Source organism: Ignavibacteriota bacterium (assembly GCA_019637995.1).
Lineage (GTDB): Bacteria > Bacteroidota > Ignavibacteria > Kapaibacteriales > UBA2268 > JANJTB01.
Window position 1 is genome coordinate 783,047 of the sequence record JAHBUQ010000002.1, and the last position, 15,185, is coordinate 798,231.

At 33.4% G+C, this 15,185-nt stretch carries 21 protein-coding genes and 1 pseudogene; 18 read left to right on the plus strand and 4 right to left on the minus strand.

Annotation, left to right across the window (positions count from 1 at the left end):
* Positions 1–24: 24 nt before the first annotated feature.
* The 14 genes from KF896_09270 (at position 25) to KF896_09335 (ending at position 9,881) form a co-directional block, all read left to right on the plus strand.
* Positions 25–984: a hypothetical protein gene (locus KF896_09270; protein ID MBX3043895.1), complete on the plus strand. Its 960-nt coding sequence runs from the start codon at positions 25–27 to the stop codon at positions 982–984.
* 2 nt (positions 985–986) lie between these two features.
* The gene (locus KF896_09275; GenBank protein ID MBX3043896.1) at positions 987–1,334 is read left to right on the plus strand and encodes a DUF2190 family protein; all 348 of its coding nucleotides are present in this window, start codon (positions 987–989) and stop codon (positions 1,332–1,334) included.
* 64 nt (positions 1,335–1,398) lie between these two features.
* Positions 1,399–1,788, plus strand: coding sequence for a DUF1320 domain-containing protein (locus KF896_09280; protein MBX3043897.1), 390 nt, complete (start codon positions 1,399–1,401; stop codon positions 1,786–1,788).
* Positions 1,778–2,074: a hypothetical protein gene (locus tag KF896_09285; GenBank protein ID MBX3043898.1), complete on the plus strand. Its 297-nt coding sequence runs from the start codon at positions 1,778–1,780 to the stop codon at positions 2,072–2,074. Before KF896_09280 ends, KF896_09285 begins: the two co-directional genes overlap by 11 nt.
* Entirely contained in the window at positions 2,023–2,628 is a 606-nt protein-coding gene (locus KF896_09290) for a hypothetical protein (protein ID MBX3043899.1), read from the plus strand. The genes KF896_09285 and KF896_09290 overlap by 52 nt, the downstream gene beginning before the upstream one ends.
* Positions 2,621–2,971 carry a hypothetical protein gene (locus KF896_09295; GenBank protein ID MBX3043900.1) on the plus strand — a complete coding sequence of 117 codons (351 nt, stop codon included), beginning with the start codon at positions 2,621–2,623 and terminating at the stop codon, positions 2,969–2,971. Before KF896_09290 ends, KF896_09295 begins: the two co-directional genes overlap by 8 nt.
* A gap of 4 nt (positions 2,972–2,975) precedes the next feature.
* A complete protein-coding gene (locus KF896_09300) occupies positions 2,976–4,145 on the plus strand; it encodes a hypothetical protein (protein MBX3043901.1) in 1,170 nt (389 codons plus the stop codon).
* 8 nt (positions 4,146–4,153) lie between these two features.
* Positions 4,154–4,591, plus strand: a complete 438-nt coding sequence (locus tag KF896_09305) for a hypothetical protein (GenBank protein MBX3043902.1) — start codon at positions 4,154–4,156, stop codon at positions 4,589–4,591.
* 18 nt (positions 4,592–4,609) lie between these two features.
* A complete protein-coding gene (locus tag KF896_09310) occupies positions 4,610–5,767 on the plus strand; it encodes a DUF935 family protein (GenBank protein MBX3043903.1) in 1,158 nt (385 codons plus the stop codon).
* 236 nt (positions 5,768–6,003) lie between these two features.
* A complete protein-coding gene (locus KF896_09315; GenBank protein MBX3043904.1) occupies positions 6,004–7,032 on the plus strand; it encodes a deoxyhypusine synthase in 1,029 nt (342 codons plus the stop codon).
* A 186-nt stretch (positions 7,033–7,218) separates the two neighbouring features.
* Positions 7,219–7,839: a sigma-70 family RNA polymerase sigma factor gene (locus tag KF896_09320; protein ID MBX3043905.1), complete on the plus strand. Its 621-nt coding sequence runs from the start codon at positions 7,219–7,221 to the stop codon at positions 7,837–7,839.
* 48 nt (positions 7,840–7,887) lie between these two features.
* The gene (locus KF896_09325; GenBank protein ID MBX3043906.1) at positions 7,888–8,310 is read left to right on the plus strand and encodes a hypothetical protein; all 423 of its coding nucleotides are present in this window, start codon (positions 7,888–7,890) and stop codon (positions 8,308–8,310) included.
* Positions 8,311–8,335: 25 nt separating this feature from the next.
* Complete coding sequence (locus KF896_09330; protein MBX3043907.1) at positions 8,336–9,106, plus strand: hypothetical protein; 771 nt, start codon at positions 8,336–8,338, stop codon at positions 9,104–9,106.
* 76 nt (positions 9,107–9,182) lie between these two features.
* Positions 9,183–9,881: a prolipoprotein diacylglyceryl transferase gene (locus KF896_09335; protein ID MBX3043908.1), complete on the plus strand. Its 699-nt coding sequence runs from the start codon at positions 9,183–9,185 to the stop codon at positions 9,879–9,881.
* A 194-nt stretch (positions 9,882–10,075) separates the two neighbouring features.
* On the opposite strand, the gene KF896_09340 is transcribed toward KF896_09335, so the two are convergent.
* Entirely contained in the window at positions 10,076–10,309 is a 234-nt protein-coding gene (locus KF896_09340; protein MBX3043909.1) for a DUF433 domain-containing protein, read from the minus strand.
* A 268-nt stretch (positions 10,310–10,577) separates the two neighbouring features.
* Here KF896_09340 and KF896_09345 point away from each other — a divergent pair, with 268 nt between their 5' ends.
* The 4 genes and pseudogenes from KF896_09345 (at position 10,578) to KF896_09360 (ending at position 13,212) form a co-directional block, all read left to right on the plus strand.
* Entirely contained in the window at positions 10,578–10,796 is a 219-nt protein-coding gene (locus KF896_09345) for a hypothetical protein (GenBank protein MBX3043910.1), read from the plus strand.
* Positions 10,796–11,178, plus strand: a pseudogene (locus KF896_09350) (type II toxin-antitoxin system VapC family toxin). Before KF896_09345 ends, KF896_09350 begins: the two are co-directional and overlap by 1 nt.
* 106 nt (positions 11,179–11,284) lie before the next feature.
* The gene (locus tag KF896_09355; GenBank protein ID MBX3043911.1) at positions 11,285–13,006 is read left to right on the plus strand and encodes a hypothetical protein; all 1,722 of its coding nucleotides are present in this window, start codon (positions 11,285–11,287) and stop codon (positions 13,004–13,006) included.
* Positions 13,007–13,071: 65 nt separating this feature from the next.
* Positions 13,072–13,212, plus strand: a complete 141-nt coding sequence (locus tag KF896_09360) for a hypothetical protein (GenBank protein ID MBX3043912.1) — start codon at positions 13,072–13,074, stop codon at positions 13,210–13,212.
* 87 nt (positions 13,213–13,299) lie between these two features.
* On the opposite strand, the gene KF896_09365 is transcribed toward KF896_09360, so the two are convergent.
* From KF896_09365 to KF896_09375, 3 genes are all read right to left on the minus strand, one after another.
* Positions 13,300–14,496 carry a CoA transferase gene (locus KF896_09365; protein MBX3043913.1) on the minus strand — a complete coding sequence of 399 codons (1,197 nt, stop codon included), beginning with the start codon at positions 14,494–14,496 and terminating at the stop codon, positions 13,300–13,302.
* Between the two features lie 184 nt (positions 14,497–14,680).
* Complete coding sequence (locus KF896_09370) at positions 14,681–14,923, minus strand: type II toxin-antitoxin system HicA family toxin (GenBank protein MBX3043914.1); 243 nt, start codon at positions 14,921–14,923, stop codon at positions 14,681–14,683.
* The gene (locus tag KF896_09375) at positions 14,916–15,143 is read right to left on the minus strand and encodes a type II toxin-antitoxin system HicB family antitoxin (GenBank protein ID MBX3043915.1); all 228 of its coding nucleotides are present in this window, start codon (positions 15,141–15,143) and stop codon (positions 14,916–14,918) included. The genes KF896_09370 and KF896_09375 overlap by 8 nt, the downstream gene beginning before the upstream one ends.
* Positions 15,144–15,185: the final 42 nt, after the last annotated feature.

The following is a 15,185-nucleotide window of genomic DNA, read 5'->3' on the forward strand; positions in this document are numbered from 1 at the left end:
ATAATTTAAAATTTAAGGAAAATTATGGCAACATCAAGAATTGATGATTTGCGATTGGTTGACCCAGTCCTGACCACTATCGCTCAGGGTTATGAAAATCCTGCATTCATAGCGGAAATATTATTTCCAACTGTAACAGTATCCAAACTTAAAGGTAAAATTCCTTCCTTCGGGAAAGATGCTTTTGTGGTACGTTCGACTGACAGAGCTGTAAGAGCAAGCTCAAACAGAATCCAGCCTGCAGATTTTGAGCTTGTTACATTTGAAACCCGAGAGCGTGATATCGAAACAGCAATTGATTACCTCGAAGAAGAAGAATCACCTGATTATTTCAGATATGAGCAGAGAATAGCCAAAAATCTTGGTGATATTCTCAAGCTCGGTAAAGAAAAAGATGCAGCTGATTTGGCTCAGAATACATCGAATTACTCATTAGGAATGGTCGAGGAATTAGCTGAAGCAGACGCATTTAATAATTACGACTCTTCTGTAAATCCGCTTGATGTAATTAATGATGCAATGAATTCTGTACGCAATAAAATAGCACGTTATCCAAATACGATTGTAATGGGCATCAGTGTTTATAATGCGCTACTTGCTCACCCAAATATATCTTCGCTTGTACAGTATTCCGGGCTGGCTAAAGTGACGGATGAAATACTTACCAAGCTACTGAATATTGATACTATTCATGTTGGGATGAGTGTACATACTGAAGATGGCAATACTTTCAGTGACATTTGGGGCGGTAATGTCATTCTGGCTTATGTGGATAAATCACCAAAAGGTAAGCGGAATGAATTTAATCCAAGCTGGGGCTACACATTTCAAAGAGAAGGTATGCCGGAAATTGATACTTATTACGAAAATGGTGGCAAAATCAAAGTAATCAGAAATACTGACAATTATGGTATAGCCATTACTGGAAGCGATGCTGCATTTCTGATTAAAGGTGCATTTCAAACTATAACTGAAGGAGAATAATTATGTCTGCAAATAATAAAACCTACCATCCTCTTAATTATATTACTATTGAAGCTGATGAAGATTTACTTCCTAACCGTTTTGTTGATTTTAACGGTGGAGTATGTGCTTCCGAAAGCAAATCTCTGGGTGTAACAGATTCCAAATGGCTTTCCGGTGAGCAGGCGTCTATTATAACCATCGGCATTGCTGTAGTTGAATCGTCTGTAGCGATTGATGCAGGGGATTTGTTGACATCGGATACAGACGGTAAAGCAAAGAAAGCCACAGGAATTATGCAGGTAAACGGCAGGTCCCTTGATACAATTACGGGGGCAGGGTTTGTAAGGGTAATATTAATTCATTCCTAAATTTTTTAAACATATCCGGTTGGTTAATATTTCCAGCCGGATTCAATTTTTCTTTGGAGTAAGTATGTCCTATTCTGATATAACTGATATTTCTGAACTTATTGGTGAAAGTGAGCTTATCCGGCTTACAGGCTCTGACCCGCCTGATGAAAGTAAGATTCTTGCGGCAATTGGCTTTGCAGATAGTTTGATTAATGCATACACTTATGGCAGAGTCACAATTCCGACCGTTGAGGTGCCGCCACTAATCAATAAAATTTCTGCCGATTTGGCAATTGTTTTGCTCTCTGAAAATTACTATCGGTTTAATGAACTTCCCAATACTCTGCTAAGATTGAAAATTCAATCTTTCAAATTGCTTGAGGATATTGCTATGGGTAAAATTTCTATCGGTGACAGACAGAATATTTTTAAAATTACTAATATGATAACGGAGAAGAATCATGATAAATAACATCGGAAAAATTAAGGATTTCATCATTAGAAACAGCATCTGGTTATTTCTTGCAATTATTTCTTTGCTATTGCTTTCGCCTGCTAAGACTGAATTGCGCACATTTTTCTTGATTATAGCTGTCGAATCTCTGGCTATTGCTCTTTCGGCTGTGGCGCTGAAGGTTTATACTTCAATTGATTTCACTCAGCAGGAAATATATAATGTCGGTCAAATTTTTACGGGAGTACATATATGCGTCGGCTTAACAGTGCTTGGGGTTTATATTGCGCAGTTTGCACCCTGATAATTACATCAGTAAATTTATATGGAATTGAAAAATATTTAATTAATTGCAATTTAGAATTACTGATTACATCTGAGGAAATAATGATGGGTGAAATCGGAATAGTTGAGAGTCGAAGCAATAAAGGTATTGTTGAAAAATACTTGCAGTCTGTAGGGCTTCCGGCTGGAAATCCTTACTGTGCTGCAGGGCAGTATTACTGCTTTGTGAAGGCTACCAAAATTCTGAATCTCAGTAACAAAGAAATTCCAATTCCAAAAACAGGATTGAGCAGAAAAATTCTGTCTTATGCAAAAATGAATGGGAAAAATGTCCCGAATAATCCAAAACGGCATGATTTGATAATATGGAGAATGAGAGGCAGCTCCTGGCGCGGTCATATTGAGCGGGTTATCGAAACTGGCAAAGCCGGCTGGGTGAAAACTGTTGGATTTAATGTCAGGCTTGAAAGTGGCGAAGAAGGGGTTGCAATTAAACGGCGTAATATCTATCATCTGATTGGCAGGCTGGAAGTTGCAGGATTGGTAGGCTTTTGTGGAGTAGAATATGATTAGCGAGGTCTTTAGAAACCATGATGCAGCGATAAGCAGAACATCGGATTGGGTACCAATGAAGATTGAATTAATAGGAAGTAACAGATTTGTCAGTGCTTCAACTTTTGAGATTTTTTGGGAGAATGCGATTTTTGGTTCTGATATATATCCCATAATTAAAATTGAATGTTCTGAAGATGGGCGATTACCAATATTTGTAAAGAATATAGCCATTGATAGCGGTAGTAATCTTAATGATGCACTTTGTTTGGTTGTTACTCAGCGGTTCGGATATGTCAGGTTTGTTTATACTGCAAATTCAGCAACTTATGGGAAAATGAATATCAATATTATTTACAGGTAAAAATATGCCAATTAAACTGTTCCCTTCACTGTCCGGTAATCCCGAGTGGGGCGATATCGCCGGAAGTATTAATTTTCAAACGGATTTAGCGGCGATTTTGTCAGACAAAAGCCCGCAATCTCATAATCATAATTTGTCAGAACTTTTTGAAAAAAGCTATAACAGTCTTGATGATTTACCGGATATAAGCAATTTTATAAATCTCGATAGTATGCCTCAGCCGGCGCCCTGCTATACTTTTGATGGTTCTGATGATTACTTGGAAATTTCGCACCGAACGATAATTGATGTCAGCGAAAATTTTTCGATAATTTTAAGATGTTCAGTTGATGAAATGGATGAATTTAGGGTTTTAGCCGCCAAAGGTATTCGTTCATCAAATACCGGATGGACGATTTTCTGTGACTACGGAACACTTGGCTTTTCTATAGGTGACGGCTCAAAATATCTTACTGCGACTCATAGTCGTTTGTTGAGCGAAGGAGAGATTTATCAAATAGCTGTTTCGTATAATCATGATGTCAGGACTTTGATACTCTGCATAAATAATGAAGTTGAATCGTTTGATTTTACAATTCTTAATACTCCACAAGGGAATATATCGCCTCTGATAGTAGGAAAAAATCCTGCTAATTCGGACTTTTCAAAATTATCTGTGGTTTCGTTAATATATATTAATGATTCGCTGTCAAATAGTGAATTATTGAGAAATTATGGTAATGGAAATATGCCGAATTATGAATTGAGTATAATGAAAACCGATATAGCACTTGCTTTGTTGCCAACAAATTTTGGCAGATATTATTGGTATGACAGTTCTCTACAGGAAAATCATGGCAAAATAAATGGTGGTATGCAAGCTTGTTTCAATACTGAAAAGGTCATTATTCCTCTAAAAAATACTAATGGCGATTTGTCACTTTCGGGCGCAATAACAGCCGGATATTCAGTTGATTACATTTACTGCAACAATCATAATTTGGCTGATCTCTCAATTTCTGTTGGTATTGGAATAGATAGTGTCATTACAAGCGAGACCATAAGTGGTGATTCGGAGAAAATTATTCCTGTAAATAGGATGTTTTCGATGAATTTTGACAACTCGCTCGATGTGAATTTTGATGATACACCTGTTGATTGTGATATCATTGTTTTTTTAAGTAAACAATTGTAATAAACTCAATGAAAAATATATTTTTAATTTTGATAATTCTGCTGATGCTTATGCTTATTATTGGTATATACCTGTTAATTGGAACTAAGTCTGAACAGTCTCAATCGAAATTTATCACAATAATTGATACAATTTATATTGAAGTCCCGGAGCGGAATATATCAATCGAAAAACTATCGGGCAAGTACAAATCTTTTATGCAAAATGACAGTTCTTTAAGCTTCTTAGCCGCAGCCGATACTGTGACATCAAGCGATACAATCACTATTGAATACAGCTATCCCGAAAATAATTTTGCTATTTCGCTCCGAAGTCGTACTGACTCAATTGCAGTTCAGTTATTGACTAAAGAACTTTTTGTTATTGAGCAGAAGGATTGGTGGGAAAATCCTTTATATGTGCTTATAGGATTTGTTTTGGGTATAATTACAGGTGTAGTAATTTAATATTAATTGGAATAAATAATGAAATACTTAACAGATGAACTTGTTAAATCATCTAATCTGCAATCTTTTGTAAATCGCATCGGAATTCTCCCGAATCCTGACAAAATTCTTAGAAAATCAGGTCATACTTATCAGGTTTTGCGAGACCTGAGAAATGATTCTCATGTCTGGAGCTGTCTTCAATCCAGAAAAAGTGGAACTTTAAATCTGGATTACTTTATTGATTCTAATAATTCTGAGCAGAAGGTTATGGATTTTATTGAGAAGACTCTTGCAGGTATAAATTTGAATAGAATTATTTCTGAAATTCTTGATGCGCCGTATTTTGGATTTCAGGTTCATGAAATTATTTGGCAAAATGACAAATCAAATCCTGCGAAGCTAACTCTGAAGGATATTGCTCTGAGACCTCAGGAGATTTTTGCTTTCGATACAAACGGGAAGTTGATTTTCAAGCCCGTTTTTGGAAAAGAGTCCAAATTGGTCCCTGAATATAAATTTCTTCTAACTACTTTTGAAGCCGATTTGTTGAATCCTTATGGAAATAGTTTGCTTTCAAAATGCTACTGGAATGTTACTTTCAAAAATTCCTGCATCAGATTTTGGGTCAACTATATGGAAAAATATGGTATGCCTCTGCTAATTGGACAGTATAACCGCGGTGCAACTCAGGCTGAATCTGAAAAGCTTGCCGAAGCGCTTGCAGAAATGACCGAAGATACAGTCATTGTTACGCCTATGGATATCAATATTGACATCAAAGAAGCGGCGAGAAATTCTTCTGTTGAGCTTTATCGCGAAATGATAAATCATTGCAATGCTGAAATCAGCAAGACTATTCTATCAGAAACTCTGACAACAGAGCTTCATTCGGGCTCTTTTGCTGCGGCTCAGACGCATTTCAGAGTAAGGAGGGAAGTTATAGCAGCTGATACAAAAATTGTTGAGAATACAATAAATGAATTGATTGATTACATAGTTAAGATAAATTTTGGTGAGACAATTTCGCCATGCTTCAAATTCGTTATAAATGATTCAGACAATCTGAACAAAATTGACCGCGATATAAAACTTGTAAATGCCGGAGTAAAATTCACAAAAGACTACTGGATGAGAACCTATGGACTTAGCGCTGACGATTTCGATTTAAATCAGCAGGTTAATTCGATTGACTAAATAAAGGAGATATTAATACTAAGAATTCTATAAAATATAAGCGTTTATTCCGCATCACAATTCAACTGCCATAAGTATAAATTTTATTGAAAATATGATTTTTCAGGATTAAGTTATTAGCAAAATTAAAATTGTTGAAAATTTAATAATATATAATACTTAATGCTTGTAATCGTGTTACATTAATTATAAATAGTAAAGCAAATCTTTTCAAATTTTATAATTAAGGAAACAAAATGTCGGATAAAAGCAAATTTCTGAACAAAGAAACGCTTGTTGAGCATATTGACATTACAAAATTTAACAATGTGGAAATGGTTGATGCCATGGGCAAGATGGCATTTCAAGCCCGCAACCTGAACCGTGCAGCAAAAATATTTAATATGATGATGGATGATAAGGAGTGTGTTTCTTATCTTACTCTCGCCGGTTCGCTTATCAGTGCGGGTCTGAAAAAAGTTGTCGTGGACATGCTCGAAAACAATATGTGCGATGCAATTGTTTCGACCGGTGCAAATATTGTTGACCAGGATTTCCTCGAAGCTCTTGGTTTCAGACATTATCAGGGTACTCCGTTTGTAGATGATAACGAACTTCGCGAGCTTATGATTGACCGCATTTATGACACTTATATTGACGAGGAAGACTTACGCGTTTGCGATATGACAGTAGCTGAAATCGCCAATTCAATGGAGCCGGGTTCATACAGCTCACGTGAATTTATCCGCGAAATGGGTAAATGGCTTGTGATGAATAACAAAGGCGAAGGTTCAATCATTCGTACTGCTTATGAAAAGGGTGTTCCAATTTTCTGCCCTGCGTTTTCAGATTGTTCAGCCGGTTTCGGATTAGTTCATCATCAGTATTATGCAAAGGGTGAAGTTGTTGCTATTGACTCAGCAAAAGATTTCCTCGAGCTTACAAAAACAAAAATTGAAGTAGGAGATTCAGGTATTTTTATGATTGGTGGCGGCGTTCCAAAGAATTTCATTCAGGATGTTGTTGTAGCTGCTGAAGTGCTTGGCATAGAAGCAGATATGCACAAATATGCAGTTCAGATTACAGTTGCTGACGAGCGTGACGGTGCATTGTCCGGCTCTACACTCAAAGAAGCAAGCTCATGGGGTAAAGTTGAAACTACATGGGAGCAGATGGTATTTTCTGAAGCTACAATAGCTATGCCTCTCATCGTCGGCTATGCTTATCATAAAGAAAGCTGGAAAGGACGCAAAGAACGCCGTTTCAATGATTTGCTCGACAAATAATTGTTTAGAAAATTATATATTAAAGCCACTCCGAAATTGTTTTGGGGTGGCTTTTTTATTAAATAATAATTTTGGTTACAATAAAAACGAAATATTCATAAAACAGAAAAATTATTAGAAAATTTAAAATAATTTTTGATTTTGAGTGTTACTTATTTTTGATATTAAAAAAATCAGGGAAACTGAATGGAACGAGAAAATTCTGATTTGGAGAATAAGTCTTTTTTAGATTCAGATGAATATGATGAAATATTTCAAATGTTTTATTCATATACCATAAATATATTGTGCTGCAATGGAATACATCTTGATTGCAATTTTAAATCAGATATGCTTAAAGATGCTCTGACTGAAGCTTTTGTAATGTATGACCAAAAAAATATAAAAATTGATGCGCCTATTGCATTCAAGCATTGGATTTGCAAAACTGCATATAATATTTTTCGGAATCAATATAAACAATATAAACAAATTGATTTTTGTGACAATTGTAATTTTGATTCAATATCTGAAGAGTATATTAATCAATCATACAGAAACTTATCATGGTTGGAAATTAAAGAGCATTTGACAGGGTATTGCTTGGAAGAGGATATTGAATTCTTACAGAAATATTGGTACGAGGGGTATTCTTTTAAAGAAATGACATTTATATATGAGAAGAGTGAAGCAGCACTAAAACAAAGACACAAACGACTTTTAGACAAACTAAGAAATATTCTACCCCCCCCTAAACAATTAATTTATTTTAATGTGAAAATATTTTGTCACTTTTCGTCCGAAAAAATACATTATCAATGTATTTAAGGTTGCAACATTTAAAAAAGTTACTATTAATAATTATTGGAGGAAATTATGATTCAAAAGAAAATACTTTCGTTTATTTTGTACTTTATTATAAGTACTTTTATAATAACTTCTTATGCGTGTGATTGTGAAACTATGATAAAATATGTAACTGTAAGTGTTTTCGTCGAGGGACCACCGTATTGTAATTCTAATTGCACATATAATAATGTTATTTATCATTACAACCGCTACAATTCCCATTGGACTGAAGCAATTTCCGCTCCATTTGCATGTCAGGGCGGGAATTATACATATTCTACATATCCGGCAGAGGGAACGATAAGATATAATTGTATATCATATTGTTGTACAACGTTCGGGATTCAATGTATTGTAAGTTCTGATATTGTACCTAAGCCAAGAGCACCTTGCGACAAATCCGGTGTATCTGTGGATGTCCCATGTAAAGTTGTCAATTTAAGTTGTTAATTTTATTATATATATGGAGAAACTAATGAAAAACAAATTTGTATTAATGGTTGTAGTGTTGGCAATCATTTTATCGTCGTGCGGTGAAAACATATTGAATGATAATTCAACTAAAAACACAGGTAAAGATATGTTAGGTTTGATAATGCAATCAAATGGAATTCCGGATGATTTGCATTATTCATTTTTTGTTTATAAATCAAAACAATCATTATTGATTGATGCAAATGATAGTTTGTATTCTATCATTGGTACAGAATACAGTAATTATTATAATGCATATTTATTCGATTATGCGGGTAACGTCTCGATAGCCAACCATAATTTAACACATTCTTCAAATGGCTCTTATAATAATTTTTCAAACATCGTTGATTTAGACGGAAATGATAAAGAATATGTAGTGCAGGGTAGCGTTGACGTTCCTGCAATATCTTTTGAACTTGAAAATCCGCTTAATTATGCAAACATTCTTTCGCCTTCGCATGGTTCAGCACATGATAACGATAATTCATTGACTGTAACATGGACGCCGGAGCCTACGAAGAATATGACAGTTATGTTAACGTTAATTTCAGAGGCATCTGATCCTTTATACCCCGGAATAGAAGATAAAGTAATAGCTGATACCGGTACTTATACTTTTACTGCAAGTGAATTACAACAATTCAAAACAGGCATTCTTAAAATCCTTCTAAGAAGAGGAAACTATAAATTTGGTTATGCCTCAAATGGAAAACAGTACGGAGCTTTTGCTTTTTCTCAAAATTCAATTGATATTATATTAAATGATTAATGTAAAATAAACGGCTATCAGAAAAAATTATAATTGTATAATTCAGTTTTGATAGCCGTATTAATATATAAAAATAATGGAATTACTAAACAATTACTTCGGTTTTTTTAATTATATAGGTTTTACTTTATCCATTCTGTTATTATACAAGTTAGCTGTAAAATATAAATTCAGTATAATAACATCTATTAATCTTTATTTTCTATTTATTTCACTAACACTAATCTTTGGAACAATAGGATATGCTCTGATTTATAAGTCAAATTTTCCGTTTGATTTTGATGTTAAAAATCATTCACATTTAGGTTCTACAATTCTGATATTCTTTGTTTTTTCAATTTTGTTTAATCAGCTATGGTTCAAAAATATTAAATTGTATTTAGACTTATTTATTTTACCCGGAGCTTTTTTTCAAGTAATTGCAAAAACCGGATGCTACTACGGTCAATGTTGTTCAGGCATTGTTGAAATTCCAGGATTGAATATAAATTTACCCTTACAATTTGCAGAAGCAATTTTTTTATTTGTAAATACACTAATAATAGCATCAGTTATATTCTTTAATAAGTTATCCATAGGTAGCGGCAAAATATTCTATCTTTATATTTTACTATTCAGTATTGAAAGATTTTTTGCTGAATTTTATCGTGATGAATCCATAAATGGATTTTTCGGAATTAGAATTAGTTTTATATTTTTAGTCATAATGATATTATTTTCATTATTAATTATTATTAAAAAAGATAAGAAAGGAAATTCATTATCAAATGTGTAAATACATTGTTTAAATAATAAAGTACATTGATTTTGTTAATAAGTAAAAAAGCATTGTGAATGATTTAGCAATCGGAATTTTATGATTCTGATGAAATATGAAATAAGCCACTCCGAATTAGTCTTGGGGTGGCTTTTTTTAGTATAACATTTCATTATATGAAAATCAATATTTTCATCGGCAACTACAATCATTTATGATGCTCGAGGAATTACGATTTCATTTTTTATGGTTTCTGCAGCAAAGAGTAAGCAAGCATTTATATCATCAATTGTTATTGATGGGTAAGAATCAAGTAGTTCTTCAATTGAATCACCGAAAGCCATTTTTTCAAGAATCAAATCAACAACAATACGTGTATTTTTAATAGCAGGTTTTCCAAAAAGCACTTCAGGATTTGATGTTATATGTAATTTCAAATCTAGCATATCTAAACCTATCGTTAATTATTAATATTAGCTTTTAGACGCTATCAACCAAAGATAATTGCATCTTTTAAGTATTAAACTTGCTTCAATAATAGCTTCATCGGACTTGTAATCAAATGAAATACAAATTTAATAAGTGATATTTATTATTTCAATAATCCGCTCTCAAATTTCTTGGAGGCGACTAATACTTATAAAACTATATTGTTAAAAAAATTCGATTTGATTTAATACGTCAAGATATTTAATAAATTAATTGAGGATTATTATGAATACTGTTTCTTACACAAGTTTTAATGAAAACTCTAAACATTATTTAGAGAATATTGCCAAGACTAATAATGAAATATTGATTTTAAAAAACAGTAAACCTTTATTTAGGATTTCACTTGTGAAGAATCCAGAACCTGCAAATATTCTTAAAGGCAGTATTATATTTAAAAATGATATTTTAAGTCCAATTGATGATAATTGGGATTCTGAGTAATGGTAATTCTTGATACACATGCCTGGATATATGGTTTGTTACCGAATCGCCGTATCTAAGTAATAATGCACTCAGCACTATCAAAGACATTGATATTTGCGGTATAAGTGCCATATCATGCTGGGAAGTAGCGATGTTGATTGAGAAAAAACGTATCGGATTTAGCTTCCCGATTGATGAATGGATTAATTTAGCACTATCTAATGTTTTACTTTTACCTCTATCACCGGAAATTTCTATCAAAGCCGCAAAATTGGGAAATACTTTCCATGGTGACCCCGCTGATAGAATTATAACAGCCACTGCTATATTGAATGATTGCTCTCTGATAACAAAAGATGAAAGGATTCAAAATTCAGGATTAGTAAGTACAATATGGTAGAATTTATTATCATTTATTTAAGCATTTTTTGATGTAAATATTTTTCCCTTTCATATTTCAATAATTTTCATTAATTTTGAGAATTGAAAATATACTCATTTGAATTATGAAAAGATTTATTTGGTTATTGATTGTGATGATGCCGTTTCTGAGTTATGGTAACTTCGCTACTGAGGATGTAAATGATTTGATTATTGAAGGTAACTCGCAATTATCAAATGGAAATTATCTGGATGCAATCCAATTTTTTAATCGAGCACTTGAAATTGAAGCTGAGAATTATCTGGCTTTTTATGGTAAAGGTTTGGCATATGAGAAGTTATATTACTTAGATACTGCAATTTTAAATTATCGGAAAGCAATTTATAATAAAGATGATTTCAGTTTGGCTTTTTACCGCTCAGGTGTTTTGAAATACAATTTTAATTTATACTCCCAAGCTCTTAAAGACTTCGAAAAAGTAACGCAATTAAATTCGAATAATCTTGAGGCTATGCTATATACAGCCAATTGTTTTAAAAAGATGGGGTTATTCATCGGTGCATCTGATTTATATAAAAAATTAGCGGAAAAGTCAAAAAGTCATAAAGAATTCATGCTTCAATCTTGTAAGGCACGTATCGATAATGAAGCTATTGAAAATACTATCTGTCATTTTGATTCTCTGGTAATCATATACCCTGATTATGATTCTGCGTTTTATTACAGAGGGATGTGTAAAATGAATGCAGGATTGTTTTTACCTGCAATTGATGATTTCAGTATTGCAATTAACCTGAATGATAAATTTACCGGAGCATATATTTATCGCGGAAGAGCAAAACAGATGTTAGATTCAAAGAAATCAAAGGAAGGAAATGAGGATTTAATTGCATGGAAACAAATTCAACCCGATTTTATTGATATTGAATTAGAAAAGGCATATGACTATTATTTTGATTCATTGTATTACGATGCAATTGAACATTTCAATAATGTGGTTTCCGCTGATTCAGGGCGAACAGATGCTATACTGTCTCTTGGGCTGTGTTATTATGGTGTTAAGAATTTTGTACGGGCTTTGAATTTTGCTAATATGGTTTTACATAAATCACCCCAAAATATTGATGCAGAACTATTAAAAGCAAAGATTTTTCATGGTATTGAGAAAGAAAAAGATAAGCAAAATAAATATATCAATGTAAAATATATTGCAACAATAACCTCTTCTGATGTCCTTAGCGGCAATGTAATTAATGTCTTGAAACAGGCATTTGATAGAACTATGAGTTATGCTGGTTTCATCGAACCGATATATCATTATGATTCTATTTTAGTATCAACTGAAAAAATAATCAAACTTGACCCCACAAATATTGATGGGTATTTAATAAGAGCTGAGACTTCATCAAATCGTCGTAAGGACAGTGTCGCAGAGTATTGTTATGCAAAAGCTATTGAGTTAAGCAACGAACCGGAATGTTATTTTAAAAGAGGGTTATATTATTTAAAGAAAAAGGAATTTAATAAATCTCTTGATGATTTTATTAAAGCATACGAGCTTGGTTACCAAACGCTTGAAATTAAAATCATTAAAATCATTCTATATGAAATTACAGAGAGGGATGCATTCAGGTCTGCATATCTTAGCAGTGTATTCAAAGATGAGATATTAAATGCAAGTGCTAATTATTTTTATGGGTACTATCTGTTGGAATATCTTAATGATTCACGCACTGCAATTAAATATTTCGATAAGGCAATTGAGATAGACCCCTATTATTATGATGCATACATTTATAAGAACAAAGCGAAAAACAAGAAAGAAAGCGGGATACATATCAGGTAGATAGGAAGGAATAATTCGTAATACTTAATATTTCAAGTTTATCGGACTATAAATATTCAGAACAAATGAATAATTGTATAAATTCAATTATGGGAGACTTTCTGTCAACCAAATCTTATGGAGATTTTTACGTAATTCGTTTCTATCCTTACATCAAATTCGATTTTAAGGAATATAAAGAGAAGCGAAGGTTGGATAAGAAATGAGTATTTTGACAAATTATATTATTTCAGTAAGCCGCTCTCACATTGCTTGAGAGCGACTTACTTGTTCAAAATGATTTCTTCAAAATCCTAAATTACACCTTTGTTTCGCAGTTCATTTCTTTGAAATTCATCATAGCCCAAATCAGATAATATCTCATCAGTATGTTGAGACAGCACCGGTGGTGGCGTTTCTACAAGACCCGGGGTTTTGCTGAATTTCGCAGTAAGATTGAACAATTTAACATTTCCTATATTAGCTACATCAACTGTGTTAAAGGTATTTCGGTGCTCAATCTGCTCTTGGTTAAGAGCATCGCCCAGCTTCAGAATAGCACCTGATGGTATTCCATTTGCATTCAGAATACTGACCCAGTACTCTGTATTATTTGTTTTCAATTTTTCATTCAGGTACGGTGTAAGTTCAAAGCGATTATTCTTTCTGTCGTCACGAATTTTGAATCTTGCATCTTCTTTAAGCTCGGAAAGCCCTAAGATATCAGCCAAATTTTCCCACTGCTCCTGCTTATTTGCAGCAATATTGATATAACCGTCACTTGTTTCGAAAGTTCCGGAAGGAGCCGAACTGAAATTATCATTACCCAGAAGCTCAGGTTGCCTACCTCCTATCATAAGATTAGCAACAACCCATCCCATCGCAGGCATAATTGAATCAAGCAGAGCAATATCAATAAATTGCCCTTCTTCGGTTCTCTCTCTGTGAAATAGTGCTGCCATCACTGCAAAAGCAGCATTCAGACCGCCTACTGTATCGCAAATCGGGAAGCCTGCGCGCAGAGGATTTAGAGTTTCATCACCATTGACCGCCATCACGCCGCTCAGTCCTTGAATTATCTGGTCATAAGCAGGTTTGTTTGCATCGGGTCCGGTCTGCCCGAAGCCTGAGATTGCCATAAAGATGATTTTGGAATTTATTTTGCTCAAATCCTCATATCCAAGTCCCAATCTGTTCATGACACCCGGTCGGAAGTTCTCGACAACAACATCAGCATCTTTAGCAAGCTTCAAGAATATTTCCTTTGCTTCAGGCTCTTTTAGATTGAGAGTAAGTGATTTTTTATTTGCATTTTGGGCTGTAAAACTTGTGCCCATAAGTTTCTTATTGTATTCCGGTACGCAGCCGAGATTTCGTGCAAGGTCGCCCCCTTTAGGATTTTCAATTTTAATTACATCAGCACCAAGTAATGCCAAGTGAAGTGTTGCATAAGGACCACTGAGTACATTCGTCAAATCAAGGACTTTTATCCCTTCTAATATCTTTGTCATTTTAACCTTTTAAGATAAATTTTCAATTTAAATTATTTTTGAACTACAAAAGTAATCTTTATAATTCAAATAGTCAAATTTAAAGGTTAATTCATTTATTTTCATATTAGTAATCATTTGCGTATGGAAAGCTGCATATTGTTTGAAGTTTATCTATTGGCTTCTGTGAATTTCAAAGAACAAATTATTTATGGTAAAAATGGATATACAATTCATCTTCACTGATAAATCTTGATGCTTGATTGATAATAGCTTTTAAAGTGCCTTTATCTAACTCATTGTGATTTGGGATTGTTATAACTTGTTTACCAAAATTGGTTTTTCTTGATAATTTTAAATGGCTACCTTTTTGTGAAGCTATTTCAAAATCAAATAAAAAAAAGATTTTGATAACATCATTTCCAGATAATACTTTCAGCTTAGGCATAAACTAATTCGCCTAAATCAAAATTGACAGAAACAGCAGGATTGTTCATTATATGCAGAGTATTTAAATCTTCATCTTCTAAATGCAACGACAGCGCTTCTTTTATATTTGCCATAGTTTCATCAAGTGATAAACCTTGCGTAACAATTGGTAAATCAATACATTCGGCTACGTAATATTTTTCACCTTGATATATTTTGAAATTTATTATCTTTTTCATTTTAAATTTCTCGATATTGTGGTTTCAATTATTAAAATAAGA